The following is a 23,968-nucleotide window of genomic DNA, read 5'->3' as shown; positions in this document are numbered from 1 at the left end:
TGCCTGCGTCGCCTCCGTGGTCATGCCGCCACGGGACTTTAGCGCCGAAGCTGATCCTTGCCCATGTCGGTGACCAGACGCTTTCCGCACAGTGCCAGCGTTATGTCCATCTCCTTGCGGATGATTTCCAGCGCCTTGGTAACCCCTTCCTTGCCGAGTGCGCCGAGGCCGTACAGGAAAGGCCGGCCGATATAGGTGCCCTTGGCGCCGAGGCACAGCGCCTTGAGCACGTCCTGGCCGGAGCGGATGCCGCCGTCCATATGCACCTCGATCGTATCGCCGACGGCGTCGGCGATCTCTTCGAGTGCCATGATCGACGACGAGGCGCCGTCGAGCTGGCGGCCGCCATGGTTGGATACGATGATCGCGTCGGCACCCGTTCTGGCCGCCATCAGCGCATCTTCCTTGTCGAGAATGCCTTTCAGGATCAGCTTGCCGCCCCAGCGCTCCTTGATCCAGGCGACGTCCTTCCACGACAGATGCGGATCGAACTGCTCCTTCGTCCAGGACGACAGCGAGGCGAGGTCGCCGACGCCCTTGGCATGGCCGACGATGTTGCGGAAGCTCCGGCGCTTGGTGCCGGCCATGCCGACGCACCAGCGCGGCCTTGTCGCCATCTGCCAGATGTGCTTCGGCGTCATTCGCGGCGGCGCCGAAAGCCCGTTGCGGATATCCTTGTGGCGCTGGCCGAGGATCTGCAGGTCGAGCGTCAGCACCAGCGCCGAACATTTCGCCGCTTTTGCGCGATCGATCAAATCGAAGACGAAGTCCTTGTCGCGCAGCACATAGAGCTGGAACCAGAACGGCTTCCTGGTCACCGACGCGACATCCTCGATCGAGCAGATACTCATCGTCGACAGTGTGAACGGCACGCCGAATTCTTCCGCCGCCTGCGCCGCCAGCATCTCGCCGTCCGGATGCTGCATGCCGGTCATGCCGGTCGGCGCCAGCGCCACCGGCATCGTCACCTTCTCGCCGATCATGGTCGATTCCAGAGAGCGGTTGTCCATGTCGACAAGCACGCGCTGGCGGAACTTGATCTTCTGGAAATCCTCTTCGTTGGCGCGGTAGGTGCTTTCGGTCCAGGCGCCGGAATCGGCGTAGTCGAAGAACATCTTCGGCACGCGGCGGCGCGCCAGGTCCTTGAGGTCGGCGATGGTGAGAATGCTGCTCATGGATCTTTTTCCGCTGGTTCTTCGCTGGTTCGTCGTTGAATTTTCTGGCCGGTGCCTACGGCTGTTTTCTTGCCGGCTCGCCGTCACCGGGCTCGGTGCGCTGCCTGAGCCTCAGCCGCGACACGCGCTGCCAGTCGTCGCTGCGCTCGGCTTCAGTCATCGACCGTTCGACATAGGAGATGTGGTCCATCGCCGCCTGCCGCGCCGCGGCCGGATCGCCGGCCTTGACCGCCGTGTAGATTGCCCGGTGCTGCGAAAGCAGCGCCTCGCGCGCGCCCGGCACGCTGAACACCAGCCGCCGGTTCTGGAACACGCCTTCCGACAGCAGCCGATAACAGGAGCGCAGCGTGTGCAGCAGAATGATGTTGTGCGCGCATTCGCAAATCGCGTGATGGAACTCGACGTCGATTTCCGCCTCGTCGTCGAAATTGCCGGTCCGGTGCGCCTCGTCCATGCGCGCCATGATGCGGTCGAGCAGCGCCAGATCGTCCGATGTGGCGCGCCGCGCCGCATATTCCGCCGCCACCGCCTCGATCTCGCGGCGGTACTCCAGATAGTCGGTCACGGCCTTGCGATGCATCGAGATCAGGTCGGTCACCGGCTTGGTGAACAGCTGGCCGATGACATCGGCGACATGGGTGCCGCCGCCTGGCCGTGTCGTCAACAGCCCGCGTCCTTCCAAGGCTTTCAAGGCATCGCGCAGGATAGGCCGCGACACCTCGAACTGGCGCGCCAGCTCGCGCTCGCCCGGCAGCCGGTCGCCGGTGCGCAGGACGCCTTCGAGGATCAGGCTCTCGATCTGCTGCACCACCTCGTCGGCGGTGCGCGAATGCTCGATCCGGGAGAAAATGTCGCTCAAACGGGATGCCTGGGGGTTGAACCGATGTCGCGCAAGATAAAGCCAGCGTCGCCAACTGGTCAAATTATTTATCCAATTTGCCCGGCCCGGATCGGTTTCACAGCCGCGGCTTCATATCAGCTTGAGCTAAACTGCCGTTTGCGTCCTCTCGAGATTGCCTCTAGAGCAATTCCAGGAAAAGTGTGAAACGGTTTTCCGTCCGGAATTGCACAGAATCAAAGAGATAGAGCGGTTCGGCGTTTCCTTGAAACGATGAACCTCTCTAGAGGGACATCATTGCCAAAGGGCTCAGAGAAGCCCGGGGGACCAGCCGTGCCTGACGCCGACCCGTCCAACCTCGAATTCCAGCTGCGCGCCAAAGGAGTGGGCGGCAGCGTCATGGGTTTTCCGGCGCATGAAGGTCGCCCCGGCGCGCTTGGCGAGGTCCACGCCCGGCCGCAGCCGCTGGTCGAAAAGCCGCGCGTGCTGGTGCAACTATCCTTCATGACCGAAGCTGGATCCGGCGTCGATCAGGCCGTGCTTTCCGAATTGTCGCGACGCCTCGGCATCGCCGCGCCCGACCCTCACGCCCGCCACCACGCGATGAAATGGGGCAAGGGCTCGTTGCGCTGGGAACGCCACACGGAGTTCTCGACCTATCTCTGGGAAGGCCCGCTCGCCGAAAACGGCAGGGGGCAAGGAGACACACCCTTCGGCAACGGGTTTTCGCCGCCGGGCACGGTGATTTCCGGCATCAGGCTGGAAATCCGCAAATGGACGCCGGCGAACGAAAAACTGATCGCCGGCTTCGACCCGACCAGCCTGTGCTATTCGCTGGTCGAGCGCGGCAACGCGGCCATCGTCACCGATTTCCGTCAGGATGGCGACGGCTTGACCCGCATGCTGGTGCTCGACCGCGGCCTGACGCCGGCGCGCACCGGGGCGCTGTCGCAGCGGCTGATCGATATCGAAACTTACCGCACGCTGGCCATGCTCGGCCTGCCGCTGGCGCTGACGCTTTCGGGGCGGGCCCGCCGCATCGAGGACAGGCTGGCCCAGACCACGCTGGAAATGAAGGTCGCCGAGACCCGGGACAGCCAGACCTTGCTTGCCGACTTGACCGAGCTTGCCGCCGAGCTGGAGGCCGATGCCGCCTCCAGCCTCTACCGCTTCGGCGCCAGCCGCGCCTATGACGGCATCGTCGGCGAGCGGCTGGAGGCGCTCGAGGAAGAGGCGGTGCCCGGCTACGACACCTGGGGTGGTTTTCTTCAGCGCCGCGTCGCGCCGGCGATGCGTACCTGCCGTTCGGTCGAGGAGCGTCAGGCCAACCTGTCGACGAAGCTCACCCGTGCCACCACGCTGCTGCGCACCTGGGTCGACGTCGAGGTCGAGAAGCAGAACCGCGACCTGCTGGCCTCGATGAACAACCGCGCCCGCCTGCAATTGCGCCTGCAGCAGACGGTGGAAGGGCTCTCCGTCGCCGCCGTCTCCTATTACGTCGTCGGACTTATCGGCTACGTCGCCAAGGGCGTCTCGATCTTCGGCCATGCCTTTGCGCCGGAAATGGTCACCGCCGCCTCGGTGCCGCTCGCCGTCCTGCTCGTCTGGTGGGGCGTGCGCCGCGTCCGCCGCACGCACTCCGAACCGGGCAAGCAGCCGGGCGAGTAGTGTGGGGCGCAGCGGCAGATTGCCGCTGCGGAAGGCTGTCCCGGCCACAGGCCTCCCATCCCGGCCAATGCGGCATTTGCAACCAACAGCCGTCGCTGGTAAAAGATTTTTACCAGTCGATCGAAGGAGGCTGTCGATGTCCGGCCTTGCAATGCCGAAACCAGACGAGGCCACGATGCGCCGGCGCGACGAGATCGTCGCCGATATGCGCATCATCGTGCCGGGCGAGGGTGTCGTCGACGCCGCCAATGCAATGCGCGCCTTCGAGAGCGACGGGCTCACCGCCTACCGGCAATTGCCGCTGGTCGTGGTACTGCCGCAAACCGTGGCGCAGGTCTCGCGGGTGCTGAAATATTGCAGCGACCGCAACATCCGCGTCGTGCCGCGCGGCTCCGGCACCTCGCTGTCCGGCGGCGCGCTGCCGCTGGAGGACGCGGTGCTGCTGGTGATGAGCCGCTTCAACCGCATCCTCGAGATCGATTTTCAGAACCGCGTTGTCGTCACCCAACCCGGCGTCACCAATCTCGGCATCACCACCGCCGTCGAGCAGGAGGGCTTCTATTACGCCCCCGATCCATCCTCCCAGATCGCCTGCTCGATCGGCGGCAATGTCGCGGAAAATTCCGGCGGCGTGCACTGCCTGAAATACGGTCTCACCGCCAACAATGTGCTCGGCGTCGAGATGGTGCTGATGAATGGCGAGGTGGTGCGCCTCGGCGGCAGCCATCTCGACGCGGAAGGCTACGACCTGCTCGGCGTGATGACCGGCTCCGAAGGACTGCTCGGCGTCGTCACCGAGGTCACCGTGCGCATCCTGAAGAAGCCGGAGACGGCGCGTGCCCTGCTGATCGGCTTCCCGACCAGCGAGCAGGCCGGCCAATGCGTCGCCGACATCATCGGCGCCGGCATCATCCCGGGCGGCATGGAGATGATGGACGGCCCGGCCATCCACGCCGCCGAGGATTTCGTCCAGGCCGGCTATCCGCTCGATGTCGAGGCGCTGCTGATCGTCGAGCTGGATGGGCCGGGTGTCGAGGTCGATCACCTGATCGGCCTGGTCGAAGCCATCGCCTACAGCAACGGCTCGACCACATGCCGCATCTCGCAATCGGAACAGGAGCGGCTGAGTTTCTGGGCCGGCCGCAAGGCGGCCTTCCCGGCGGTCGGCCGCATCTCGCCCGACTATTACTGCATGGACGGCACCATACCGCGCAAGGAACTGCCGCGCGTCCTCGCCGGCATGCGCGAACTGTCGGAGAAATACGGGCTCGGCGTCGCCAATGTCTTCCACGCCGGCGACGGCAATCTGCATCCGCTGATCCTTTACGACGCCAACGTGCCGGGCGAACTCGACAAGGCGGAAAGCTTCGGCGCCGACATATTGCGGCTCTGCGTCAAGGTCGGCGGCGTCCTGACTGGCGAGCACGGGGTGGGCGTCGAGAAGCGCGACCTGATGCCGGAAATGTTCAACCAGATCGATCTCGACCAGCAAATGCGCGTCAAATGCGCCTTCGACCCCAACCATCTTTTGAATCCCGGCAAGGTCTTCCCGCAGCTGAGGCGATGCGCCGAACTCGGGAGGATGCACGTGCATCGCGGGCAGACGGCGTTTCCGGACATTCCGAGGTTTTGAGCGGGATGTTGGCGCTTGAACACCCCCCTCTGTCCTACCGGACATCTCCCCCTCAAGGGGGGAGATTGGCAGCTTGCGCGCCTCGCTCTTTCTTGGAGGTTGAAGATTGGCGAAACCCAACGCCGCATTCGATCTCCCCCCTTGAGGGGGAGATGTCCGGCAGGACAGAGGGGGGCGCGAAGGAACGCGGCGTATCGCCATGACCACCTTCACCCCCACCACATCAGCGGAAACCCTTTCCACCATCGCTTGGGCAGCGGCGGAAGACTCGCCGCTCGAAATCCTCGCTCACGGCTCCAAGCGCGGCATCGGCCGGCCGCAGCAGAGCGAGCATACGCTCGACCTGTCGAAACTCTCCGGCGTCACGCTCTATGAACCGGCCGAGCTGGTGCTGTCGGCCAAGGCCGGCACGCCGCTGGCAGAGATCGAAAGCCTGCTTGCCGAAAACGGCCAGCAACTGGCCTTCGAGCCGATGGATTACGGCCCGCTGCTCGGCGGTGAGCCAGGGCGAGGCACGATCGGCGGCGCACTCGCCGCGAACCTTTCCGGCCCGCGGCGGCTGAAGGCCGGGGCTGCGCGCGACCATATCCTCGGCATAGCGGCCGTTTCCGGGCGCGGCGAGGCCTTCAAGTCGGGCGGCCGTGTGGTCAAGAACGTCACCGGCTACGATCTTTCCAAGCTGATGGCCAACAGCTGGGGCACGCTGGCGGTGCTCACCGATGTGACCTTCAAGGTGCTGCCTGCTGCCGAGACTGAAGTCACGCTCGCAATCCGCAGCCTGCTTGACGATCATGCCGCCGCCGCCATGGCGCTGGCGCTCGGTTCCAGCGCCGAAGTGTCGAGCGCTGCCCATCTTCCCGAACGGGTCGCCGCGCGGGTCGCCAGCGGCAGTCTCGGCAGCGATGCCGCGACGCTGCTGCGCATCGAGGGCTTCGGCCCGTCGGTCGCCTACCGCATCGCCGCGCTGAAAGACCTGCTGAAAAACGCCGGGCCACTGCAGGAGATTTCTGGTTCGGTCTCGTATTCGGTCTGGCGCGATATCCGCGACTGCGCGCCGTTCGCGGATGGCAGCGAAAGGCCGGTGTGGCGCGTCTCGATGGCGCCGTCACATGGTCACCAGATGGTGCTGGCGCTGCGCATGCAGGCCGCGGTCGATGCCTTCTACGATTGGCAGGGCGGGCTGATCTGGCTGCGCATGCAGCAGGACGATCCCGAGGCCGGCCTGTTGCGCGGCTTGATCAAAAGATATGGCGGCGGCCATGCGACGCTGGTGCGCGCCGCCCCTGCGCACCGCGCCGCCGTTCCGGTGTTCGAACCGCAGACGCCGCAATTGGCAGCACTGTCGGCGCGGCTGAAGGCCGAATTCGACCCGAAGAATATCCTCAATCCCGGCCGTATGGCGCCGGGCGCAGGCTCTGCTACTCTCGCCGCGACAATCCAGGGAGGAGCACAATGAGCGATCCAGGTCAAAACGGTACGTCACGCCAGACCGACCGCTGGCTGGAGCCCGGTCCGACCAATGCGCTGGTCATCTACATCCTCTATCTCGCCGGCCTAGCCATCGGCGTCAGCGGCATTGTCGGCATCGTCCTGGCCTATATCAATCGCGGCAAGGCCGGCGGCTTCGTCGAGAGCCATTACACATTCCTGATCCGCACCTTCTGGATCGGCCTGCTCTATGCACTGATCTCGGCGCTGCTGATGATCGTTGTCGTCGGTGTCGTGCTGATGGTTGCCGTCGCGGTCTGGTTCATCGCCCGCTGCATTCTCGGCTTGCAGGCGCTGCAGCGCGGCGAGCCGGTCAAGAACCCGGAAAGCTGGTTTCTGGGATTGTAGGATTCGTTTACGTGCAGACCAATTTCTCAGCTGCCCAGCTCGCCGATCCGCATGTCGCGGAATCGGAGAAGATCCTGCGCAAATGCGTACATTGCGGCTTCTGCACGGCCACCTGCCCGACCTATGTGACATTAGGCAACGAACTGGATTCGCCGCGCGGGCGGATTTACCTGATCAAGGACATGCTGGAAAACGGCCGTCCGGCCGACAAGGAGGTCGTCACCCATATCGATCGCTGCCTGTCCTGCCTCGCCTGCATGACCACCTGCCCGTCGGGCGTCAACTACATGCATCTGGTCGACCACGCCCGCGCCCATATCGAGGAGACCTACAAGCGTCCGCTGGCCGACCGCCTGACGCGCGCCATGCTGGCCTTCGTGCTGCCCTACCCCTCGCGCTTTCGCGCCGCGTTGAACCTGGCGAAGCTAAGTAGGCCATTCGCCGGCCTGTTCGACAAGGTTGTGGCCCTGAAGCCGCTCGGCGCCATGCTTAGGCTCGCCCCAGTCTCGATCCCGCCTGCTTCATCGATGGCCTCGCCGGGCGTCCATGCCGGGCAGGGCGCGAAGCAAAATGGCCGCGTCGCCATCCTCACCGGCTGCGCGCAGTCCGTGCTCGATCCCGGCATCAACGATACGACGATTTCGCTGCTGACCCGGCTTGGCGTCGAGGTCGTGGTGCCCGAGGGCGAGGGCTGCTGCGGCGCATTGGTCCATCATATGGGACGCGAGGACTCTGCCTTGGCGTCGGCCCGACGGAATGTCGACGCCTGGACGCGCGCCATCGAGCAGGGTGGACTCGACGCCATCGTCATCACCGCATCCGGCTGCGGCACCACCATCAAGGACTACGGCTTCATGCTGCGCCTCGATCCGGCCTATGCCGACAAGGCGGCGCGCGTCTCGGCGCTGGCCAAGGACATCACCGAATATCTGGCAAGCCTCGACCTGCCGGAGCCGGTCCGCAAGCCGGGCACCATCGTCGCCTATCACTCCGCCTGCTCGATGCAGCACGGCCAGAAGATCACCCGCCAGCCGAAGGAGCTTTTGGTCAAAGCTGGCTTCGTCGTGCGCGAGCCGCGCGAAGGGCATCTGTGCTGCGGGTCGGCCGGCACCTACAACATCCTGCAGCCCGGGATTTCGGCGACGTTGCGCGACCGCAAGGTCAGGAATATCGAAGCGACCGGCGCCGAAGTCGTCGCCACTGGCAATATCGGCTGCATCACCCAGATCGCTTCGGCGGCGAAGCTGCCGGTAGTGCATACGATAAAGCTGCTTGACTGGGCCTACGGCGGGCCGAAGCCCGAAGGCGTTCGCGAAGAGAGGGCCATTGTCGCGGCCAAGTGAGCCGCTACGCGCCTACTCCGCCGCCAGCCGATCCGCCGTGCCGTAGGTCGCCTGGTAGCGGGCGTGCTGGCGGCTGAGCGCCACCATCGTGTTGCGCAGCAGGATCGCCACGGTGATCGGGCCGACGCCGCCCGGCACCGGCGTGATCCACGACGCGACATGCCTGACGCTCTCGGCATCGACGTCGCCGACGATGCGGCTCTCGCCGTCCGGCCCGATCTCCGAATTGATGCCGATATCGATGACCGCCGCACCCGGCTTGACCATGTCGGCCTTGATCAGCCGCGGCTTGCCGACGGCGACGAACAGCGCGTCGGCGCGGCGTGCGTGTGCCGCTACCGAACGTGTCATGTGATGGCAGACCGTCACTGTCGCGCCTTCGCTCATCAAAAGGAAGGCGATCGGCTTGCCGACGATCTCGGAATGGCCGACGACCACCACTTCGAGCCCCTTAAGGTCGAGCCCGGTTTCCCTGAGCAGTTCGACCGAGGCGGCGGCGGTGCAGGGCGCCAGGTCGAGCTGGTTGTAGACGATGTTGCCGATCGAGGCCGGATGCATGCCCTCGACATCCTTGAGCGGATGCACCGCCGCCTGCAGCGTCTTGATCGGGATGTGCACCGGCACCGGCCGCTGGATGATGATGCCGGTGACGCGCGGATCGGCGTTAAGCCCGTGGATCGCCGCTTCGAGTTCGCCGGCGGTGATGTCGGCGCGAAAACGCCTTTCCTCGAAGCCGATGCCGGCCAGCCCCGCCTTGGCGCGCTGGTTGCGGACATAGACATCGACCGCCGCGGTGTCGCCGACGGTGATCGATACCAGCTTGGGCGGAAAGCCTTCGGCTGTTGCGATCGCGGCGTCTTCGCGCACGCCGGCGATGATGCGTTGGGCAACCGGGCCGCCTCTGAGATAGCGGCTGTCATCGGAAAGGGACATTGGGATGGGGCCTTTATCTGGATTTTAGCCGCCACATAGCAAGGCAACGGCGAAAAGGCAGCGCGAAAAGCGAACCGCCATGCCGGTCGCGCGACGTGCTGGCGAAATCTTCCCGTCAATTCTTGCTGGCGATGGCGCAAACAAAAAGGGCAGCACGGCTTGCCGCGCTGCCCTTTCGTGACTGGCCGCATCCCCACACGGCCCGTCCCCCGTTATTCATTCATCTGGCCTTAGAAAGCCAAAGCTAATGTCTTTCTAGACCAGGTGATTCGTTACCGCAACTATATCACCACCACCGTTGTTCCGATATTCACGCGTTCGTAAAGGTCGACCACGTCCTCGTTGCGCATGCGGATGCAGCCCGACGACACCGCGCCGCCGATCGTCCAGGGCTGGTTGGTGCCGTGGATGCGGTACTCGGTCGAACCGAGATAGAGCGCGCGTGCGCCGAGCGGGTTTTCCATGCCGCCGGCGAGATAGGTCGGCAGATAACGGCCCTTGGCGGCTTCGCGGGCGATCATCACCGCCGGCGGCCGCCAGTCCGGCCAGACGCGCTTGTTGGTGATCTTGTGGGTGCCGGACCATTCGAAGCCCGGCTTGCCGGTGCCGACGCCGTAGCGGCGCGCCTTGCCGTTCTTGCCGACGAGATAGAGGAAATTCTCTCGCGTATCGATGACGATCGTGCCCGGCTTCTGCGGGCCGTCATACGCGACCTCCTGCGGCAGATAAATCGGGTCGATCTGCCGCCGCATCACCATGCGCTTGGCCGGCGCCTGCACCGCTGCGGTGCGCAGCTGATCCGGTTCGGCCAGCCGCCGGTAGCGCCGTTGCGGCTGCGCCTCTTGCCGGCTCTGCCGCACGATGCCCGGCGCATGGCCGAGCTGCAGCACCCAGGGCGCCGAAAGGTCGGGACTGACCACCACCGGCGGCCTGTCGGCATAGCGGTCGTTGGCATTGGCGGCGCCGGCCGCAAGCACGGCCGCGGCGCCGAACAGTGGGAACAAGAATGTCTTCATCGCAACGCACCTTGATCGTCGAACATGCCGGGGTGCAAAGCCTCCCCGATTTCGCCGACATTGGGCGCGAAGCGGCAACCGAAACATGAATCGGAATGCCTAAAATGCCGATCTGTCAGTAAAGCTTTTGGTGTGGTTACCGCCCGGTTCAGGAATCTGGTAAAGCCGCGGTAAAGGCCGCGTCAAAACGCGTTAACGCCAAGACACGAACGGAATTCCGCCATGGATGAAAAGACAGGTCTGCTTGCCGGTCCCGACGGTATCGCCCGCTGCTTCTGGCACGGCAATCTGCCGGATTATCTGCACTACCACGACCACGAATGGGGCCGGCCGGTCGCCGACGACCGCCGCCTGTTCGAGAAAATCTGCCTCGAAGGTTTTCAGTCGGGCCTGTCCTGGCTGACCATATTGCGCAAGCGCGACAATTTCCGCGAGGCGTTTGCCGGCTTCGATGTCGACAAGATCGCCGCCTTCACCGACCAGGATGTCGAGCGCCTGCTCGGCAATGCCGGCATCATCCGCCACCGCGGCAAGATCGTCTCGACCATCAACAACGCCAAGCGCGCCCGCGAGCTCATCGACGAGGCCGGCTCGCTGGCTGCATGGTTCTGGAAGTTCGAGCCCGGCCCCGACGAGCGGCCCGAGATCGTCGACCTCGCCCATCTGCGCGCCAACCCGACGACGGCCGTGTCGGTCCGCATTTCGAAGGAGCTGAAGAAGCGCGGCTGGAGCTTTGTCGGCCCGACCACCGTCTACGCCTTCATGCAGGCAATGGGGCTGGTCAACGACCATCTCGAGGGCTGTGTCTGCCGCGAGCCGGTCGAGGCGGAGCGGAAAGCGTTCAACCGGCCGAAGTAGCGGCTCAGGCGCCGCCGGCGCCGGTGCCGGCGAGGAAAAACCCGGCGAGGATGGCCGCCAGCGCGGCGAACACCGGATAGATCACCAGCAGGCCGGTCATCAGCACGTCGCGCATGGTCGGCCCGCTGCGCTGTTGCGCCGCGATCTCGAACGGTCCGGCGATTTGCTTCGTCGTTTTTGGCGCATAACCATCGGCCGGCCGCAGCCGGACCGAGGCGTCGCGTGCGCCGCTATCGATGATGTCGAACTTTTCTAGCGTGGCCATGGCCCCGACCCCCGTGTTTCGGCGCGCTTATCGGCCCGGATTGTGTCGGCACGATGCCGCGCGCATGGCGCAATTGTTTCATTTTTGATGCGGTTTGTTTCGGTCGCCCTGCCTGATGGCTTTGCGCTGCCCCTCATTGCCCTGCCGGGCATTTCTCCCCGTATAGGGACGGGGAGAAAGGACGCCTCCGCCGGTGGTTTCGCCAATCACAGCGTTGCACAAGTAGCGCCGAGGCTGCGACAAGTCCCCTTCTCCCCGTCACTATACGGGGAGAAGGTGCCGGCAGGCGGATGAGGGGCGGCGCGACATTTGCGAACCAACTGGTCCCGCGACATCGCGGAAAAGCCGCAAACCCTTGCCTTCTCCGGGCTGCATCGGTAGGACACGCCGACCCGAAATAAGTCACCGATTACTTAGCAAAGTACCCATCCCATGGCCGACAAATCCGAAAAGATGAAAGCGCGGCTGCCGCGCGGCTTTGTCGACCGCGGCGCCGACGATATGCGTGCCGTCGAGAAGATGATGGCGACGATCCGCTCGGTCTTCGAGCTCTACGGTTTCGAGCCGGTCGACCAGCCGCTGATCGAATACACCGACGCGCTCGGCAAATTCCTGCCCGACCAGGACCGGCCGAACGAAGGCGTGTTCTCGTTCCAGGACGACGACGACCAGTGGCTGTCGCTGCGCTACGACCTGACCGCGCCGATGGCGCGCTTTGTCGCCGAAAATTTTGAGCGCCTGCCGAAACCCTATCGCAGCTATCGCTCCGGCTGGGTGTTCCGCAACGAGAAGCCCGGTCCCGGCCGCTTTCGCCAGTTCATGCAGTTCGACGCCGACACGGTCGGCACGCCGGGCGTCGCCGCCGATGCCGAGATGGCGATGATGATGGCCGACGTGATGGAGGCGCTCGGCATCAAGCGCGGCGATTACGTCGTCCGCGTCAACAACCGCAAAGTGCTCGACGGCGTGCTGGAGGCGATCGGTCTCGGCGGCGACGAGAATATCGGCCGCCGGCTGACCGTGCTGCGGGCGATCGACAAGCTGGACAAGCTTGGCGTCGGGGGCGTGCGCCTGCTTTTGGGCGCGGGGCGCAAGGACGAGAGCGGTGATTTCACCAAGGGTGCTGGGCTGGACAATGCGCAAATCGACGTTGTCATCAGCTATTTCACAGTCATGGCGCAGCACGATCCCGAAAAAATCGTCCAGACACTGGGATCCATCAACCCCGGTCTCAGCAATCTTATCGAGGAAAGGAAACTCGAACATCTGGGCATCACGAACGCCTCGTTTGTCGAGGGCCTTGGAGAGTTGGAGCAGATAAGAACCATGGTCGCACAAAGCGGCTACGGTGAGGATCGCATCCGCATCGACCCCTCCGTCGTCCGCGGCCTCGAATATTACACCGGCCCGGTCTACGAGGCCGAGCTGCTGGCCGAGATCCCCAACGAGGACGGCCAGATCGTGCGCTTCGGCTCGGTCGGCGGCGGCGGACGTTATGACGGTCTGGTCTCGCGCTTCCGCGGCGAGCCGGTGCCGGCGACCGGCTTTTCGATCGGCGTCTCGCGCCTGATGACGGCGCTGAAGAACCTCGGCAAGCTCGATACTTCCGATATCATCGCGCCGGTCGTCGTGCTGACCATGGACAAGGATACGGAAAGCCTCGGCCGCTACCAGAAGATGGTGGCCGAGCTGCGCGCCGCCGGCATCCGCTCGGAAATGTATCTCGGCGGCGCCGGCATGAAGGCGCAGCTGAAATATGCCGACCGCCGCGGTAGCCCGGTCGCCATCATCCAGGGCGGCGACGAGCGCGCCAAGGGCGAGCTGCAGATCAAGGACCTGATCGAGGGCGCCAAGATGTCGGCCGAGATCGCCGACAACGCCGAATGGCGCGCCGCACGCCCGGCGCAGGTGACGGTGGCGGAGAGTGAGCTGGTTGCCGAGGTGAAGAAGATACTGGCGGCGCAGGCGGCCGACCGGGCGAAAGGTGGCGCGTGAGCACCCCCCTCTGGCCTGCCGGCCATCTCCCCCTCAAGGGGGGAGATTGGCAGCTTCAGCCTCGGCGTCTTCTCTCCAACGCTGAAGATTGGCGAAAGCAGGCGCGATATCCAATCTCCCCCCTTGAGGGGGAGATGGCCGGCAGGCCAGAGGGGGGTGCCTCGCGCCCTACATCCCCATGACCTCGCGCCCCGCCATCGCATCAGACATCGCGACGCTCTTCGCCGCGCGCAACACCCATGCGGTCGAGGTTGCCGTGCTGCAGCCGGCCGATCCGTTCCTCGACATGGCCGGCGAGGATTTGCGGCGCCGCATCTTTCTCACTGAAAGCGAGACCGGGCAGACGCTTTGCCTGCGGCCGGAATTCACCATTCCGGTCTGCCTCGACCACATTGCCAGCCAGGCCGGCACGCCGCGCCGCTATTCCTATCTCGGCGAGGTGTTTCGCCAGCGCCGCGAGGGCGGCAACGAGTTCTTCCAGGCCGGCATCGAGGATCTCGGCGACCGCGACACGGCCGCCGCCGACGCGCGTTCGCTGGCCGATGCGCATGCGCTGCTTTCGCTGGTGCTGCCCGGCCGGGAGTTGGCGGTCACGCTCGGCGACCAGACAATTTTCGAGGCGGTGCTGGCAGCGCTTGGCCTGCCGCGCGGCTGGCGCATGCGGCTGGCGCGCGCCTTCGGCTCGGCGCCGATGCTGGAGGCAGCGCTTGCCGACCTCGCCAATCCGCCGCGCAACAGCCAGCTCGCCGGGCCGGTCGCCGCCCTGGTCCTCGACGGCGATCTGGAAGCTCTTTCGGCGCATATCGCCGTCGGCATGGAAGAGGCCGGCCTGTCGGCATCGGCCGGGCGTTCGCCGTCCGAAATCGCGCGGCGCCTGATCGAGAAGGCCGAACTGCGCAGCGTACGGCTGTCGAACGAGGCATTCGCGGCGCTGAAGAGTTTCCTGGCGATCGACGTGCCGCTCGATAGCGCCGCCGGGGCGCTAGAAACTTTCGCGGCCGATGCCGGCCTTTCGCTGGGCGCTGCGCTGGAGAATTTTGCCGCCCGCGCCGCGGCTATCGAAAGCCTCGGCCTGCCGATGTCTGAAATCCGTTACGACGCCGCCTTCGGCCGGCCGCTCGATTATTACACCGGCCTGGTTTTCGAGATCGCGGCGCAGGGCGGCGACCGGCCGCTCGCCGGTGGCGGCCGCTACGACCGGCTGCTGACGCTGCTCGGCGCCAAAACGCCGATCCCCGGCGTCGGTTTTTCCGTCTGGCTCGACCGCATCGAGGCGCTGCGGGAGACGGCACCATGATCACGATGGCGATCCCGTCGAAAGGCCGGCTCAAGGAGCAGGCGCTCGAGGTCTTGGCCAAGGCCGGGCTTGCCGTCAGCCTGCCCGGCGACGAGCGCAAATACCGAGCCCGTATCGATGGCATGGAGAGCGTCGAGATAGCGTTCCTGTCGGCCTCCGAGATCGCCGGCGAGATCGGCCAGGGCTCGGTCGATCTCGGCATCACCGGCGAGGACCTTTTGCGCGAAAACCTCGCCGATTGCGAGGCGCGCGCCGAAATCATCGCCGGCCTCGGTTTCGGCAATGCCGATGTCGTGGTGGCGGTGCCCGACATCTGGCTCGACGTCGACACCATGGCCGACCTCGACGACGTCGCCGCCGATTTCCGCCAGCGCCACGGCCGGCGGCTCAGGATCGCCACCAAATACTGGCGCCTGACCCAGCAGTTCTTTTCGCAAAAGCACGGCATCCAGGTCTACCGCATCGTCGAAAGCCTCGGCGCCACCGAAGGCGCGCCGGCGGCCGGATTGGCCGACATCGTCGTCGACATCACCACGTCAGGCGCGACGCTGCGCGCCAACCATCTCAAAGTGCTGGCCGATGGCGTGATCCTGCGCTCGCAGGCCTGCCTCGTAGCGTCGCGGAAGGTGCGCGCCGCGGCCGACGAGGCGGTGTTGCGCGATATTGCGGCAAGGGTGGCGTCGGTGAACGCAGGCGCTGCCAATCTCCCCCCTTGAGGGGGAGATGTCGCCGAAGGCGACAGAGGGGGTCGGTTCGTCTTGACGCGACTCTCTTAACCGACAGAACAGCCTGGAGCTCCACGCGAGGCGACCCCCTCTGGCCTGCCGGCCATCTCCCCCTCAAGGGGGGAGATAAGCAGCTGCGCCGCTGGCGCCTGAAGCGATTTTCCTGACATACAGCAATTTTGTTCTTGCTTTGTGCCGGCAGCTATGCTACTAATCTGGGTATGGTGCCAATTGGCCCCGAAGACCCGCCCGCCGAGGCGGGTTTTTTGTTTTCGGCCCCGACAGGCGAGTTCTCACCCAGCCCTACCATCGACGGGATTTCCACCACCCCGCCGGGCTGATAGGCTCGGCCCGTCTGCGGAGGACACGGCGATGCCGATCAATCTCGACGAGTTGAAGAATGCCACCAGCCTGCGCGGCAAGCGCGATGGCGGTTCGTTCATTGCGCCGGTCGACGGCACGGCGCATGTCTCGGGCGAGCGCAGCGTGCCGCTGCTCAACCTGACCATCCCGGCGCTGTTTGCCGATACGGTCGGCAAATACGGCACGCTCGATGCAGCTGTCTTCGTCGAGCAGGACAAGCGCTTTACCTGGGAGGAACTGTCGGAGACCGTCGATGCGCTGGCCGCCGGCTTCCTGGCGCTCGGCCTCGAGAAGGGCGACCGCGTCGGCATCTGGTCGCCGAACCGCTGGGAATGGCTGGTGACGCAATTCGCCACCGCCCGCATCGGCCTGATCCTGGTCAACATTAACCCGGCCTACCGGCTGGTCGAGCTGGAATATGCCTTGAACAGGGTCGGCTGCAAGGCGCTGGTCACCGCTGCCAAGTTCAAAAGCTCCGACTATCTCGGCATGATCGAGACGCTGGCGCCGGAGATCGCCAGGGCCACCCCGGGCAAGCTCGATGCCAACAGACTGCCGTCGCTGAAGATCGTCATTCGCATGGACGAGGAGAGTTCGCCGGGCATGTTCAATTTCGCCGACGTGCTGGCGATGGCTGGGCGCGACGAGCATGACAGGCTCGACCGCATCTCCGACGGGTTGAAACCGGACGATGCCATCAACATCCAGTTTACCTCAGGCACGACCGGCGCGCCGAAGGGCGCGACGCTGACCCACAACAACATCGTCAACAACGGCAATTTCGTCACCGCGGCAATCCGGCTCACCGTCGACGACCTGCTGTGCATCCCGGTGCCGCTCTACCATTGCTTCGGCATGTCGATGGGCACGATGGGCTGCGTCACCAAGGGCGCGACCATGGTTTTCCCGAGCGAGGGGTTCGATGCCGGCGCCACGCTGAAGGCGGTGGCAACGGAACGCTGCACCGCGCTCTACGGCGTGCCGACCATGTTCGTCGGCCTGCTCGACCATCCGGAGTTCGCCTCCTTCGATCTCACCAGCCTGCGCACCGGCATCATGGCCGGTTCGCCATGCCCGATCGAGGTGATGAAAAAAGTGGTGTCGCTGATGCATATGGCCGAGGTGACCATCGCCTATGGCATGACCGAGACCAGTCCGGTGTCGTTCCAGAGCAGTGTCGACGATCCGCTGGAAAAGCGCGTCTCGACCGTCGGCCGCGTCCATCCTCATGTCGAGGTCAAGGCCATCGACGCCGAAGGCGCCACCGTCGCGGTCGGCGCGCCGGGCGAGCTCTGCACGCGCGGCTATTCCGTGATGAAGGGCTATTGGGACGACGAAGCAAAGACCCGCGAGGCCATCGACGCCGACGGCTGGATGCACACCGGCGACCTCGCCACCATCGATGCCGAGGGCTATTGCAACATCGTCGGCCGGGTCAAGGACATGGTCATCCGCGGCGGCGAGAACGTCTATCCGCGCGAGGTCGAGGAGTTCCTCTATCGCCACCCCAAGGTCAAGGAGGTGCAGGTGTTCGGCATTCCCGACCCGAAATACGGCGAGGAGCTGTGCGCCTGGATCGTGCTGAAGCCAGGCCAGATCACCACCGAGCAGGAGATCAAGGCCTTCTGCGCCGGCCAGATCGCCCATTTCAAGATCCCGCGCTACATCCGCTTCCGCACCGAATTGCCGATGACGGTGACCGGCAAGCCGCAGAAATACCTGATGCGCCAGGCGATGATCGACGAACTGGGACTGGTGACGCAGAAGACGGCGTGAAGGCTTCCGTCTAAGCGTGACGGAGGCGTTGTTTGGGCAACATATTTGAGGGATGTTCCATGCGGATTGCGTTAGGCGTGCTTTTCCTGGCAACGCAGCTGGCAGCCACCGCGGCGCTGGCGCAGACGGCGGCCGAGCGTGAGGCCTGCCAGGCAGATTACCAGAGATTGTGCAAGGGCGTGCTGCCGGGCGGTGGCCGCGTCGTCAAATGCCTGGCCGGTCACATGAGCGAGCTGACGCCCGAATGCAAGAAGGTCGTCAAGGCCAACACGCCCGGATAGCGCGCGAGCTTCCCTGCCGGTGGAAGGCAAAAAAGTGACAATGAGTGGTTTTGCAAGATCGGCGGTTTCCTACGGCATGCCGTTGGCCGCCCTGGCGATGGCTGTCGCGGTCAGGGCCAGCGGGGTGTCGGTGGACGAAGGGTCGCTGGGCACCAGGATATTCATCGGCGCGCTTTCGAGCGCGATCATGTTCATCACCATTTTCGTGGTGCTCGACCACGCCGAGGCGGTGGCCAGGCGGGTAGGCGAGCCGTACGGCACGTTGGTGCTGACCATCGCCGTAACGGCAATCGAAGTGTCGATCATCGTTTCCATCATGCTGCACGGCGCCAACAACCCGACGCTTGCACGCGAATCCGTGTTCTCGACGGTGATGATCACCTCCACCGGCGTTGTCGGCATGTGTCTGACGTTTGGCGGCTGGCGCCATCGCAAGCAGGCGATCGTCCGGCAAGGGACCAGCGCCTATCTGGCGGTTCTGGTCGCGCTCAGCGTCATGACGCTCATTCTGCCGACCTACACGCGAACCACCGATCCCGGCACGTTTTCGGCGGCGCAACTTGGCTTCGTCAGCGTGCTTTCGGTGCTGCTCTATGCCGGTTTTCTGTTCGCGCAGACTGTCCGCCACCGCGACGATTTCATCGACGCACAAGCACATGGCGCTGCAGTGCGAACCGACGCTCACGAAAGCCTCGCCGCCGGCGCCGTGCTCCTGTTGATCGGGCTGATCGGCATCGTCATGCTGGCCGAACAGGTCGCGGCCAGCGTCGAAGATGCGCTCGTCGCCTACCAGGTGCCGCAGGCCGACGCCATTGTCGGAGCGATGATCGCCGGCCTGGTGTTGATGCCGGAGGCGATCTCGGCAGTTCGTGCCGCACTTAGCAACGAGCTGCAGCGCGGCCTGAACGTCGCCATGGGTTCGGCCTGCGCCACGATCGGCCTGACAATACCAGGCATCGCCGCCGCCAGCCTGCTGACCGGAAGAGGGCTGACCCTGGGACTGCCGGCGACCGACGTGGTGCTTTTGGTCCTGGCGCTTTTCATCTGCAATGTGAGCTTTAGCACGGAGAGAACGACGTTCCTGACCGGGCTGGTGCATCTGGTGGTGTTTTGCACGTATGTGTTTTTGATATTTGTGCCGTGAGCGGGGTGGGGGAAGTTCATCTGTCTCGCGCCAACTGCGACATCCTAAGCGCTGCGGGAAAACTTCTGCTTGCACTGGCAATAGGAACGTTCGCTGCCGCCTGACTTGCAGGGTATCGTTGCAGTTCAGTTTTTGGGCCAGTAGTTGCCTAGTGTGCCGTAACAGATAGGAATCCTTCCGGCGCAACTTCGAGTCGCATGTGAGCTTTGAATGTCATTCGTTGAGCTAAATCGCTGGTTCGCTCCAGTTGCGAAGGATCAGGAGATAGATCCTGATTTCAATCTCACCCGCTTCTGGGGTCCGACGACATACGGCTGGCTCGATTGGCAAAAACTCCTAACTTATCGTCGAGTAGTTGTGCTCGCCGAGGCTTCAACCGGCAAAACCGAAGAATTTCGGAGTCAAGCTTCATTACTGAGCAATGAGGGAAAAGCGGCCTTCAATGTACGCGTCGAGGAATTAGCGGACCAAGGACTTGAAGGCGCTCTCGGTCTCGAGGAAGCTGACCGACTCGAAAGATGGAAAGCAGGAACCGAACTCGGCTGGTTCTTTTTAGACTCCGTCGACGAGGCCCGACTAAATCGAAAGAGTTTCGCAACAGCCCTCAAGCGTTTTGCCAGGGACTGCGGACCTTCCCTTGATCGAGTCCATGTATACGTTTCCTGTCGGGCGTTCATCTGGGAGGATCGCGACGATAGAAGCGCAATTGAAGAATACATTCGACCTGCCCCAAAGCGTGCCGAAACAGTCCTCCCAGAGGACAAGGAAAAGAAGCTTTTAGATCCGGTCTTCAACGACAGGAAATCTGATCGAAGCTCTGGCGACCCATCTCAGCTGTTAAATTCCTTTGAGCCGCTCATAGTTCGTCTGGTCCCGCTCAACAGACAGATGGCAGCCAATCTCGCCGCGCGACATGGTGTAGATGATGTCCAAGCATTCTCCGAGGCGATTGACGTCGCGGGGCTTGAGAACATGGCTCAGCGTCCTGGCGACGTCTTGGACATGGTTGCCTACTGGCTAGAGCACGGGCAGCTCGGAAGCGTAACGCAGATGACTGAATTCAGCATTCAGCGTAAGCTGCTTGAATCCAATCAGACATATGCTCGGCTTGCCGACCTGAGGCCAGACCAGGCGCGTCTTTCCGCAGAGAGCCTCGCGGCAGCATTGACGTTTGGAAAGTCCTTCACTTTGAAGGCGTCATCAGAGAGTGATCCGAGCCTAACCAGCGGCGCCATCGATCCTGTTATGGTTTTGGACGAGTTAACCTCAGCCGGAGGGGAGGCACTGCTTATGCGTGCGCTCTTCGCACCGTCTACTTACGGAAGGATCAGGTTTAATCATCGAACCGTCCAGGAGTATCTCACAGCGTGTTGGTTGGATCGGCTACTAACAAACGGATGCCCCGTACCAGAAATCTGGAACCTAATCTTTGTAGAAAAGTATGGAGTTGAGACTATCGCACCATCCCTCCGCGCTGCCGCAGCTTGGTTGGCGCAGTGGCGCAAAGACTTTTGCGACGAGATAATACGCCGTGAGCCGATAGTCGTACTCCAATATGGTGACCCCAGATCATTAGACATCGACTGTCGAAGACGAATCCTAGCCTCACTCGCAGAGAAGCATCTGGATGGTGAGGTTTCAGACGCCAGTCTCGATCACCGGAACCTGGTCCTCTTTGCAGACGAGCGCCTTGCAGGCGACATCGGTAATGCCTGGAATGTCAATACCCGCGAAGATTTCCGTTTCCTGCTGCTCCGCCTAATTCGCGATGGAGCGATATGCGGGTGTGAAAAGATACTAAGATCGGTAATCGAGAATGAGCAGGAACATGATTACCATCGAGTGCTCGCACTCAACGGTATTGTAGCCTGTCAGGATGCGGAAGGGATCCGTTGGGCAAAGGAGCGCGCGGCTTCGGATCCATCATCTATGAGCGCAAGGCTAGCAGCTGGATTCGCGACAGCCCTGTTTCCGGGCCACATCGGTGTCGAGGAGTTGATCGCACTTATAGAACACTCCAAGCCTCCGAGGTCTGGGTCGACCGAAGGATTTCGTCACGAAATCTCGTCGCTTTTCGAAAGGACCCCTGTTTCCGACCGTCCAAAGCTCGCCGAAGCGCTTAGCGATCTGGTGTTTCGTCAGCCGTTCAAAAGCGAGTACAGAAGAGTATCTGCTCAGTTTGGCTTCTTGGCAAAAGAGATTGGCTCCGCATTACGGGGGGAGTTGTCTAGGGTGCGGAGTGGTGAACCGCCTTCTGGATTGATCAAGTTATTGATGGCGATAGAGCGTAACGGCGAAAATTGGTCCAGCGGCGACAAGATGCCGACCATTCCGGAACTCGTAAGGGCAAACCCAAGAATTAATCGAGCTTTGCTCTGGGCGGACGTTGCCGAAGTGAGGGGGTCTGAAAACTCAAGAGATCGGGAGATCATTCGGCCTTGGCAGCTCTATTTCGGAGGCCCGACCTTTTTCGCCGCAGCCGACAAGGATCTCAGTTGGCTTCTCAATGATGCGGCCACAAAACCGAACGTCAATGATCGTCGGATCGCGTTCTGCGCAGCATTCGGGGTCATTGATGCTGCTGGCCGGCCAGATTCTGGGCTGGAGCGACTAAAGGAGATCGCCAGCTCCAATTCTTTGTTGCAGCAAGATCTTGACGGGTATCTTGCACCTCGGAAGGAGAGCCCCGAAGACCGACGCTACCGCAAGGAACACGAAGCTCGAGAACGAAAGCACCGGGCTCGGGAGGAGCGCGACAAGGAGTCCTGGCGCGCATTTGGCAGATTGTTGGAACAAGAACCTTCGCTCTTAAGTCGGGCAGAAAACCTCAAGGATTGGAAGTCGGGCATTCATAGACTGGAGGACTTGACCCGCTGGCTGAGACGGCGGACCAACTCTGATCGTGCTGATGCACCCAGACAGTGGCGACTTCTGGAGGAAGGGTTCAGCCGACACGTGGCCGAAGCCTATCGAGACGGCATGATGGCCATGTGGCGGAACGTCCAACCCGCGCGACCCGATCGAAAGCCCGGCGGGATTGTCACGACGTCAAGATTGACGCTGCTTGCGTTCGGCGGAATAGACATGGAGGCCGCCGAGGCACCCGACTGGCCGGAAGACTTGTGCGCTACCGACGCATCCTTGGCAGCCCGACATGGTTGCCTGACCGAGGAGGGTTTTCCTGACTGGATGGATAGGCTTGTATCGGCGCATCCACTGGCAACGATTTCCATTCTCCACAATCAGATTACGCGAGAATGGATAGGACCTAGCGAAGTCGCCAGCTACTTCTTGTACCACTATGCATCTCATGGAGCGCAAATATCGCGGCCTGTCCAAGATGTTATTGCTGATGTAATAATTGGCGCAGAGGCTGGAAATGTCGAAACGCTACAACGTGCGATCCCAATACTTGCACAATGCGAACTCCAGTCCAAACAATTCCAAAAGTTGGCTGCGACGTTTGAACACCGCTTCCAAAGCTGTAGGGACGACAAGGAAGACTTCGCACTTGGAAATCTTGGATTAGTGTTTCTGTTGTCGCCAGCCCGAGGGCTAGAACTCCTGCAACATTGGATAGGGCCCGTCGAGCCAGCCTCGGGCGTCACGCGCGCAACACGCATTATCGGTCGACTGTTCGACGGCCATCACCATGGCCTAGCAGTACCTGCATTAGGGCGCGCAGATGTGCAAACCTTGGAGGACCTGTTGAGGCTCGCTTACCGACACATCCGTCCTGAGGATGACACCCGACACGAGGGAACGTACACGCCTGGCCCACGGGATTATGCCGAAAGCGCCAGGAGTTCTATTCTTTCAAGCCTTTTGAAGCGACCGGGAGAGGAGGCCTTCCGCTCGATCAACCGCCTCCCAAAAGAAGCACTATTTTCGGGCCGAATAGAACGTTTTCGCGAGCTAGCCCGGGCCAAAGCCGAGCAGGATTCAGAGCGCCCTGCTTGGACGCCAGCGGAGACGCGAGAATTGGAGCGATCACACTTGGCGCCTGTGAAGACTGGCGATGACCTTTTCAGTGTTGCCTTGGGCGTGCTCGCCGACATCAATTTCCATCTCCATAAGGCCGACGTATCCTCACGCGCGTTGCTCCAGCGAGCAGGAGACGAGGACGAGGTTCGGAACTGGCTTATGGAGCAGATGGACTTGAGAGCGCGCAAGCGATTCAGAACTTATCGTGAAGCATTTGTAGCTGATAGCGATCGCCCCGATATAGTTGTTGTGTCGAACACGGCCCATTGCGAGGTGGCCATCGAAGTTAAGCACGGCGGCAAGGATTGGAGCTTGCGTCAACTTAATGACGCCCTCCGTACACAGCTGGTGGAAAACTATCTGAAACCGGCCACGCGGCGTCACGGCATCTTGGTGGTTTCCAATCATCGTTCGAGATACTGGATTGATCCGGAAACAGGCAAACGGACTCTCTTTGCCGCTGTGGTTGGCTCGCTCGCGTCGGCGGCATTGTCAATGGACCACAATTCAAGTGGAGCAATTAAGGTCGCAGTGGTTGGATTTGATACTGTCCGACAGGTGCGTTCTTAGCAGCCGAGTTGGAACCTCCGTGGGTGGCCTTCGCGGCAGCAACTCTCAACCCGCCAACACCGCTGCATCCAACCCGCGACTACTCTTCGCCAACTCGACCCGCTCGACCGCCGCGAGGGGAGGGCGGAATCGCCGGCCGGCACGGCAAGGACGAGCCGGCCCGAAAAAAGCGCCTCAGCGATCAGTCTAGGGTACGCCTCCGGCGAAGGCCGCCTTGCGAGAAGATGGCACGGTAGCGAGGCTGCGCTCTTAAGGTCGTCCTTACGAG

At 62.9% G+C, this 23,968-nt stretch carries 18 protein-coding genes; 13 read left to right on the top strand and 5 right to left on the bottom strand.

What is annotated here, in order from left to right; all coding sequences use genetic code 11:
- Positions 1-38: 38 nt before the first annotated feature.
- A complete protein-coding gene (locus AC0L2X_RS30175) occupies positions 39-1,175 on the bottom strand; it encodes an alpha-hydroxy acid oxidase (protein ID WP_254819311.1) in 1,137 nt (378 codons plus the stop codon).
- A 55-nt stretch (positions 1,176-1,230) separates the two neighbouring features.
- Positions 1,231-2,034, bottom strand: coding sequence for a FadR/GntR family transcriptional regulator (locus tag AC0L2X_RS30170; protein ID WP_473562058.1), 804 nt, complete (start codon positions 2,032-2,034; stop codon positions 1,231-1,233).
- A 312-nt stretch (positions 2,035-2,346) separates the two neighbouring features.
- On the opposite strand from AC0L2X_RS30170, the gene AC0L2X_RS30165 reads away from it, so the two are divergent.
- From AC0L2X_RS30165 to glcF, 5 genes are all read left to right on the top strand, one after another.
- Positions 2,347-3,681, top strand: coding sequence for a DUF3422 family protein (locus tag AC0L2X_RS30165; protein WP_473562057.1), 1,335 nt, complete (start codon positions 2,347-2,349; stop codon positions 3,679-3,681).
- Positions 3,682-3,817: 136 nt separating this feature from the next.
- Positions 3,818-5,314: an FAD-linked oxidase C-terminal domain-containing protein gene (locus AC0L2X_RS30160; protein WP_473562056.1), complete on the top strand. Its 1,497-nt coding sequence runs from the start codon at positions 3,818-3,820 to the stop codon at positions 5,312-5,314.
- Between the two features lie 199 nt (positions 5,315-5,513).
- The gene (locus AC0L2X_RS30155; RefSeq protein WP_473562055.1) at positions 5,514-6,770 is read left to right on the top strand and encodes an FAD-binding protein; all 1,257 of its coding nucleotides are present in this window, start codon (positions 5,514-5,516) and stop codon (positions 6,768-6,770) included.
- Positions 6,767-7,150, top strand: coding sequence for a DUF4870 family protein (locus tag AC0L2X_RS30150; RefSeq protein ID WP_353015884.1), 384 nt, complete (start codon positions 6,767-6,769; stop codon positions 7,148-7,150). Before AC0L2X_RS30155 ends, AC0L2X_RS30150 begins: the two co-directional genes overlap by 4 nt.
- Positions 7,151-7,161: 11 nt before the next feature.
- A complete protein-coding gene (glcF, locus tag AC0L2X_RS30145) occupies positions 7,162-8,493 on the top strand; it encodes a glycolate oxidase subunit GlcF (protein ID WP_473562054.1) in 1,332 nt (443 codons plus the stop codon).
- Positions 8,494-8,505: 12 nt separating this feature from the next.
- Here glcF and AC0L2X_RS30140 read toward each other — a convergent pair whose 3' ends face one another.
- Positions 8,506-9,426, bottom strand: a complete 921-nt coding sequence (locus tag AC0L2X_RS30140) for a bifunctional 5,10-methylenetetrahydrofolate dehydrogenase/5,10-methenyltetrahydrofolate cyclohydrolase (RefSeq protein WP_473600956.1) — start codon at positions 9,424-9,426, stop codon at positions 8,506-8,508.
- A gap of 281 nt (positions 9,427-9,707) precedes the next feature.
- Entirely contained in the window at positions 9,708-10,442 is a 735-nt protein-coding gene (locus AC0L2X_RS30135) for a L,D-transpeptidase (RefSeq protein WP_473562053.1), read from the bottom strand.
- Between the two features lie 222 nt (positions 10,443-10,664).
- Here AC0L2X_RS30135 and AC0L2X_RS30130 point away from each other — a divergent pair, with 222 nt between their 5' ends.
- Positions 10,665-11,300, top strand: a complete 636-nt coding sequence (locus tag AC0L2X_RS30130) for a DNA-3-methyladenine glycosylase I (protein WP_473562051.1) — start codon at positions 10,665-10,667, stop codon at positions 11,298-11,300.
- A gap of 4 nt (positions 11,301-11,304) precedes the next feature.
- On the opposite strand, the gene AC0L2X_RS30125 is transcribed toward AC0L2X_RS30130, so the two are convergent.
- Positions 11,305-11,565, bottom strand: coding sequence for a hypothetical protein (locus AC0L2X_RS30125; RefSeq protein ID WP_473562050.1), 261 nt, complete (start codon positions 11,563-11,565; stop codon positions 11,305-11,307).
- A gap of 432 nt (positions 11,566-11,997) precedes the next feature.
- On the opposite strand from AC0L2X_RS30125, the gene hisS reads away from it, so the two are divergent.
- From hisS to AC0L2X_RS30090, 7 genes are all read left to right on the top strand, one after another.
- A complete protein-coding gene (gene hisS, locus AC0L2X_RS30120) occupies positions 11,998-13,560 on the top strand; it encodes a histidine--tRNA ligase (RefSeq protein WP_473562049.1) in 1,563 nt (520 codons plus the stop codon).
- 178 nt (positions 13,561-13,738) lie between these two features.
- Entirely contained in the window at positions 13,739-14,857 is a 1,119-nt protein-coding gene (locus tag AC0L2X_RS30115) for an ATP phosphoribosyltransferase regulatory subunit (protein WP_473562048.1), read from the top strand.
- On the top strand, positions 14,854-15,573 hold the full coding sequence (hisG, locus tag AC0L2X_RS30110; protein ID WP_473562047.1) for an ATP phosphoribosyltransferase: 720 nt from the start codon (positions 14,854-14,856) through the stop codon (positions 15,571-15,573). Before AC0L2X_RS30115 ends, hisG begins: the two co-directional genes overlap by 4 nt.
- 381 nt (positions 15,574-15,954) lie before the next feature.
- Positions 15,955-17,721: an AMP-binding protein gene (locus AC0L2X_RS30105; protein WP_473562046.1), complete on the top strand. Its 1,767-nt coding sequence runs from the start codon at positions 15,955-15,957 to the stop codon at positions 17,719-17,721.
- Between the two features lie 59 nt (positions 17,722-17,780).
- Positions 17,781-18,002: a cysteine rich repeat-containing protein gene (locus AC0L2X_RS30100; RefSeq protein WP_473562045.1), complete on the top strand. Its 222-nt coding sequence runs from the start codon at positions 17,781-17,783 to the stop codon at positions 18,000-18,002.
- A gap of 40 nt (positions 18,003-18,042) precedes the next feature.
- Positions 18,043-19,146, top strand: a complete 1,104-nt coding sequence (locus AC0L2X_RS30095; RefSeq protein WP_473562044.1) for a calcium:cation antiporter — start codon at positions 18,043-18,045, stop codon at positions 19,144-19,146.
- A gap of 210 nt (positions 19,147-19,356) precedes the next feature.
- Positions 19,357-23,700 carry a hypothetical protein gene (locus AC0L2X_RS30090; protein ID WP_473600955.1) on the top strand — a complete coding sequence of 1,448 codons (4,344 nt, stop codon included), beginning with the start codon at positions 19,357-19,359 and terminating at the stop codon, positions 23,698-23,700.
- The last annotated feature ends 268 nt before the right edge of the window (positions 23,701-23,968 follow it).

It is taken from the genome of Mesorhizobium sp. WSM4828, assembly GCF_055811175.1.
Note: the sequence above shows the minus strand (reverse complement) of the source record. Positions and strands in the feature narration are given on the sequence as shown.

What these genes read in the sequence shown, in the direction of transcription:
- AC0L2X_RS30105 (WP_473562046.1), top strand. Translation starts at nt 15,955, where the DNA reads ATGCCGATCAATCTCGACGAGTTGAAGAATGCCACCAGCCTGCGCGGC.
- AC0L2X_RS30160 (WP_473562056.1), top strand. Translation starts at nt 3,818, where the DNA reads ATGTCCGGCCTTGCAATGCCGAAACCAGACGAGGCCACGATGCGCCGG.
- hisG (WP_473562047.1), top strand. Translation starts at nt 14,854, where the DNA reads ATGATCACGATGGCGATCCCGTCGAAAGGCCGGCTCAAGGAGCAGGCG.
- AC0L2X_RS30175 (WP_254819311.1), bottom strand. Translation starts at nt 1,175, where the DNA reads ATGAGCAGCATTCTCACCATCGCCGACCTCAAGGACCTGGCGCGCCGC.
- hisS (WP_473562049.1), top strand. Translation starts at nt 11,998, where the DNA reads ATGGCCGACAAATCCGAAAAGATGAAAGCGCGGCTGCCGCGCGGCTTT.
- AC0L2X_RS30150 (WP_353015884.1), top strand. Translation starts at nt 6,767, where the DNA reads ATGAGCGATCCAGGTCAAAACGGTACGTCACGCCAGACCGACCGCTGG.
- AC0L2X_RS30095 (WP_473562044.1), top strand. Translation starts at nt 18,043, where the DNA reads ATGAGTGGTTTTGCAAGATCGGCGGTTTCCTACGGCATGCCGTTGGCC.
- AC0L2X_RS30090 (WP_473600955.1), top strand. Translation starts at nt 19,357, where the DNA reads ATGTCATTCGTTGAGCTAAATCGCTGGTTCGCTCCAGTTGCGAAGGAT.
- AC0L2X_RS30135 (WP_473562053.1), bottom strand. Translation starts at nt 10,442, where the DNA reads ATGAAGACATTCTTGTTCCCACTGTTCGGCGCCGCGGCCGTGCTTGCG.
- AC0L2X_RS30155 (WP_473562055.1), top strand. Translation starts at nt 5,514, where the DNA reads ATGACCACCTTCACCCCCACCACATCAGCGGAAACCCTTTCCACCATC.
- AC0L2X_RS30130 (WP_473562051.1), top strand. Translation starts at nt 10,665, where the DNA reads ATGGATGAAAAGACAGGTCTGCTTGCCGGTCCCGACGGTATCGCCCGC.
- AC0L2X_RS30125 (WP_473562050.1), bottom strand. Translation starts at nt 11,565, where the DNA reads ATGGCCACGCTAGAAAAGTTCGACATCATCGATAGCGGCGCACGCGAC.
- AC0L2X_RS30140 (WP_473600956.1), bottom strand. Translation starts at nt 9,426, where the DNA reads ATGTCCCTTTCCGATGACAGCCGCTATCTCAGAGGCGGCCCGGTTGCC.
- AC0L2X_RS30115 (WP_473562048.1), top strand. Translation starts at nt 13,739, where the DNA reads ATGACCTCGCGCCCCGCCATCGCATCAGACATCGCGACGCTCTTCGCC.
- AC0L2X_RS30100 (WP_473562045.1), top strand. Translation starts at nt 17,781, where the DNA reads ATGCGGATTGCGTTAGGCGTGCTTTTCCTGGCAACGCAGCTGGCAGCC.